This window comes from Klebsiella sp. EMBS2024 (assembly GCF_036233805.1).
GTDB classification, from domain to species: Bacteria; Pseudomonadota; Gammaproteobacteria; order Enterobacterales; family Enterobacteriaceae; genus Klebsiella; species Klebsiella pneumoniae.
On sequence record NZ_JAZARW010000001.1, the window covers coordinates 1 to 5222 of the forward strand.

General features: G+C 58.3%; 4 protein-coding genes and 1 other annotated feature. All 4 genes read left to right on the plus strand.

All coding sequences use genetic code 11. The annotated features are described in order from the left end of the window. Positions 1–180: 180 nt before the first annotated feature. The 4 genes from thrL to thrC all read left to right on the plus strand — a co-directional run bounded on the left by thrL (position 181) and on the right by thrC (position 5008). A complete protein-coding gene (gene thrL, locus VZP09_RS00005; protein WP_328795455.1) occupies positions 181–249 on the plus strand; it encodes a thr operon leader peptide in 69 nt (22 codons plus the stop codon). After that, positions 188–305: a sequence feature (Thr leader region), on the plus strand. (Overlaps the previous gene by 62 nt.) Positions 306–330: 25 nt before the next feature. Further along, on the plus strand, positions 331–2793 hold the full coding sequence (gene thrA / locus VZP09_RS00010) for a bifunctional aspartate kinase/homoserine dehydrogenase I (protein WP_328794811.1): 2463 nt from the start codon (positions 331–333) through the stop codon (positions 2791–2793). Position 2794: 1 nt separating this feature from the next. Continuing rightward, complete coding sequence (gene thrB / locus VZP09_RS00015; RefSeq protein WP_048975517.1) at positions 2795–3724, plus strand: homoserine kinase; 930 nt, start codon at positions 2795–2797, stop codon at positions 3722–3724. Positions 3725–3727: 3 nt separating this feature from the next. Continuing rightward, the gene (gene thrC / locus VZP09_RS00020; RefSeq protein WP_004146988.1) at positions 3728–5008 is read left to right on the plus strand and encodes a threonine synthase; all 1281 of its coding nucleotides are present in this window, start codon (positions 3728–3730) and stop codon (positions 5006–5008) included. Positions 5009–5222: the final 214 nt, after the last annotated feature.

Here is a 5222-nt window from a genome sequence, read left to right on the forward strand (position 1 = left end):
TATGCTGTTCTATGAGCTAGTTTTCCGCCGATCTGGATGTTTTTTCTCACGGCAGCGGGGAAATACGTAAGCCTGCTGAAATGGGGCAAATTGAGAAATTCATTGACTTAAGACGGCAGATACTTTAACCAATATAGGCAGGACATACANACAGATAAAAATACAGAGTACACAACATCCATGAATCGCATCGGCATGATTACCACCATTATCACCACCACCATTACCACAGGTAACGGTGCGGNCTGACGCGTACAGGAAACACAGAAAAAAGCCCGCACCTGAACAGTGCGGGCTTTTTTTTTGACAAGAGATCAAGGGGTAAGAACCATGCGAGTGTTGAAGTTCGGCGGTACATCAGTGGCAAATGCGGAACGGTTTCTGCGGGTTGCCGATATTCTGGAGAGTAATGCCAGGCAGGGGCAGGTAGCGACGGTCCTGTCTGCCCCGGCGAAGATCACTAACCACTTGGTAGCGATGATTGAAAAGACCATTGGCGGCCAGGATGCCCTCCCCAATATTGCCGACGCCGAACGCATTTTTGCCGAACTTCTTCAGGGCCTTGCCGACGCCCAGCCCGCTTTCCCGCTTGCCCAGTTAAAAGCCTTCGTGGAGCAGGAATTTGCTCAGATTAAGCATGTTCTGCACGGCATCAGCCTGCTGGGTCAGTGCCCGGACAGCGTCAATGCCGCGCTGATCTGCCGCGGCGAAAAGCTCTCCATCGCCATCATGGCGGGTCTGCTGGAAGCCCGTGGACATAAAGTCAGTGTCATTAACCCGGTCGAAAAACTGCTCGCCGTGGGTCACTATCTGGAATCCACCGTCGATATCGCCGAATCCACCCGCCGCATTGCCGCCAGCCAGATCCCGGCAGACCATATGATCCTGATGGCCGGGTTTACCGCCGGCAATGAGAAAGGCGAGCTGGTGGTGCTGGGGCGTAACGGCTCCGACTACTCGGCTGCGGTACTGGCCGCCTGCCTGCGCGCTGACTGCTGCGAAATCTGGACCGATGTCGACGGAGTGTACACCTGCGATCCGCGTCAGGTGCCGGATGCGCGCCTGCTGAAATCGATGTCTTATCAGGAGGCGATGGAGCTCTCCTACTTTGGCGCGAAAGTGCTGCACCCGCGCACTATCGCCCCTATCGCCCAGTTCCAAATCCCATGCCTGATTAAAAATACCGGCAACCCACAGGCGCCGGGAACGCTTATCGGCGCCAGCCGCGACGAAGACGATTTGCCGGTGAAAGGCATCTCCAACCTCAACAACATGGCGATGTTCAACGTCTCCGGGCCGGGGATGAAAGGGATGGTCGGCATGGCGGCCCGCGTCTTCGCCACCATGTCCCGCGCCGGCATCTCGGTGGTGTTGATCACTCAATCTTCTTCCGAGTACAGCATCAGTTTCTGCGTGCCGCAGAGCGACTGCGTACGTGCCAAACGGGCGATGGAAGATGAGTTTTATCTGGAGCTGAAAGAGGGGCTGCTGGAGCCGCTGGCGATTATGGAGCGTCTGGCGATCATCTCCGTGGTGGGCGACGGAATGCGTACCCTGCGCGGTATCTCGGCGAAATTCTTTGCGGCACTGGCCCGCGCCAATATCAATATCGTGGCGATTGCCCAGGGCTCTTCCGAGCGCTCAATTTCGGTAGTGGTCAGCAATGACGACGCCACCACCGGCGTGCGCGTGACCCATCAGATGCTGTTCAACACCGACCAGGTGATTGAAGTGTTTGTCATCGGCGTCGGCGGCGTCGGCGGCGCGCTGCTAGAGCAGATCAAGCGCCAGCAGGGGTGGCTGAAGAACAAACATATCGATCTGCGCGTCTGCGGTGTAGCCAATTCTCAGGCGCTGCTGACCAGCGTGCATGGCCTGAATCTGGAAAACTGGAGTGCGGAACTGGCGGAGGCGAAAGAGCCGTTTAATCTTGGCCGCCTGATCCGCCTGGTGAAAGAGTACCACCTGCTCAATCCGGTGATCGTCGACTGTACCTCCAGCCAGGCGGTCGCCGATCAGTATGCCGACTTCCTGCGCGAAGGTTTCCATGTGGTGACGCCGAACAAAAAGGCCAATACCTCTTCGCTGGATTACTATCACCAGCTGCGCCATGCGGCCAGCAGCTCGCGGCGTAAGTTCCTCTATGACACTAACGTTGGCGCGGGCCTGCCGGTGATTGAGAACCTGCAGAACCTGCTCAACGCCGGCGATGAGCTGCGCCATTTCTCCGGGATCCTGTCCGGCTCCCTGTCGTNTATCTTCGGCAAGCTGGACGAGGGGGTGAGTTTCTCCGCGGCGACGGCGATGGCCCGTGAGATGGGGTATACCGAGCCGGATCCGCGCGACGATTTATCCGGGGTGGATGTGGCGCGTAAACTGCTGATTCTGGCCCGTGAGACCGGGCGCGAACTGGAGCTGGCGGACATTATCGTCGAGTCGGCGCTGCCGCCGGACTTCGACGCCAGCGGCGATGTCGAGACCTTTATGGCCCGCCTGCCGTCGCTGGACGATGGTTTTGCCTCGCGGGTTGCTAAGGCGCGCGATGAAGGTAAAGTCTTGCGCTACGTCGGTAACATCGAAGAGGATGGTACCTGCCGGGTAAAAATAGCCGCGGTTGACGGCAACGATCCGCTGTTCAAAGTTAAGAATGGTGAGAACGCGCTGGCTTTTTATAGCCATTATTATCAGCCATTGCCGCTGGTGCTGCGCGGCTATGGCGCCGGGAACGACGTCACGGCGGCCGGCGTATTCGCCGACCTGCTGCGCACCCTGTCCTGGAAGTTAGGAGTTTAAGATGGTCAAAGTATATGCCCCGGCTTCCAGTGCCAATATGAGCGTCGGGTTTGATGTGTTGGGCGCGGCGGTCACGCCGGTCGATGGCACGCTGCTTGGCGACAACGTCACTGTCGAAGCGGCGGAGCAATTTAGCCTGCAGAATCTTGGACGCTTCGCCAGCAAACTGCCGACGGCGCCGCAGGAGAACATTGTTTACCAGTGCTGGGAAAGCTTTTGCCGGGAGATCGGCAAGACGGTGCCGGTGGCGATGACGCTGGAAAAAAACATGCCGATTGGCTCCGGGCTGGGTTCCAGCGCCTGCTCGGTGGTCGCTGCGCTGGTGGCCATGAACGAGTTCTGCGGCAAGCCGCTGAACGAGACGCGCATGCTGGCGCTGATGGGAGAGATGGAAGGGCGTATCTCCGGCAGCATTCACTACGACAACGTGGCGCCGTGCTATCTTGGCGGCATGCAGTTGATGATCGAAGAGAATGGGATTATCAGTCAGCAGGTGCCCGGGTTTGATGAGTGGCTGTGGGTGCTGGCCTATCCGGGGATTAAAGTCTCTACTGCTGAAGCGCGGGCGATTCTGCCGGCGCAGTATCGCCGCCAGGATTGTATCGCCCATGGTCGCCACCTCGCGGGCTTTATTCACGCCTGCTACACCCGCCAGCCGCAGCTGGCGGCAAAATTGATGAAAGATGTGATTGCCGAACCGTACCGAACCAAACTGCTGCCGGGCTTTAGCGAAGCGCGTCAGGCGGCCATGGAGATGGGCGCCCAGGCTTGCGGCATCTCCGGCTCTGGCCCAACGCTGTTCGTGTTGTGTGATAAACCGGATACCGCACAGCGCGTCGCCGACTGGCTTGGCGCGCACTATCTGCAGAATCAGGAAGGCTTTGTTCATATTTGCCGGCTGGACACGGCGGGCGCACGCGTAGTGGGATAACCAATGAAACTGTATAACTTAAAAGATCATAACGAGCAGGTCAGCTTTGCGCAGGCCGTCACCCAGGGACTTGGCAAGCATCAGGGCCTGTTCTTTCCGCACGATCTGCCGGAATTCAGCCTGACTGAAATCGACGACATGCTGGCGCAGGACTTTGTCACCCGTAGCGCCAAAATTCTATCCGCCTTTATCGGCGATGAGATCCCGCAGGATGTCCTGCAGCAGCGGGTGCGCGCGGCGTTTGCGTTTCCGGCGCCGGTAAGCAAGGTTCAGGAAGATGTCGGCTGTCTGGAGCTGTTCCATGGCCCTACGCTGGCGTTCAAGGATTTCGGCGGCCGCTTTATGGCGCAGATGCTGACCCACATCGCAGGCGATAAGCCGGTCACCATCCTCACCGCGACCTCTGGCGACACCGGGGCGGCGGTGGCGCATGCTTTCTACGGCCTGCCGAACGTCAAGGTAGTGATCCTCTATCCGCGCGGCAAGATCAGTCCGCTGCAGGAGAAGCTGTTCTGTACCCTCGGCGGCAATATTGAAACCGTGGCGATTGATGGCGACTTTGATGCCTGCCAGGCGCTGGTGAAGCAGGCGTTTGACGATGAAGAGCTGAAGGCGTCGCTGGGTCTCAACTCGGCTAACTCCATCAACATCAGCCGCCTGCTGGCGCAGATCTGTTACTACTTCGAAGCGGCGGCGCAGCTGCCGCAGGAAGCCCGCAATCAGCTGGTGATTTCCGTGCCGAGCGGCAACTTCGGCGATCTGACCGCCGGTCTGCTGGCCAAGTCGCTGGGGCTGCCGATCAAGCGCTTTATCGCCGCCACCAACGCCAACGACACCGTTCCGCGCTATCTGCAGGGCGGCGAGTGGGCGCCAAAAGCCACCCAGGCGACGCTGTCCAACGCCATGGACGTCAGCCAGCCGAACAACTGGCCGCGCGTTGAAGAGCTGTTCCGCCGTAAAATCTGGCGTCTCAGCGAGCTGGGCTATGCCGCGGTCGATGATGAGACCACCAAAGCAGCGATGCGCGAGCTGAAGGCCATCGGCTACATCTCTGAACCGCATGCGGCGATTGCCTGGCGCGCGCTGCGCGATCAGCTGCAGCCGGGAGAGTACGGCCTGTTCCTCGGCACCGCCCATCCGGCGAAGTTCAAAGAGAGCGTGGAGGAGATCCTGCAGGAGACTCTGCCGCTGCCGAAGGAGCTGGCCGACCGCGCCGACCTGCCGCTGCTGTCTCACAACCTGCCGGCGGATTTCGCCGCGCTGCGTAAGCTGATGATGGGCTAAGCCAGGCAATAATATCGGCAACATGATCGACCAAACCGGGCAGCTATTGCCCGGTTTTTATATTTAACGCACTTTTCCATATCAGTAAAATTTCTCTCCATAAAATTCCCCACACTATTTTATTGTCAGCGCACTGCTTTTATTGCAAACTCTTTTACGGATTGTCTTCTTTGCCGGATAATTCCACTGGATTATCTTTTTTATTTATTATTTC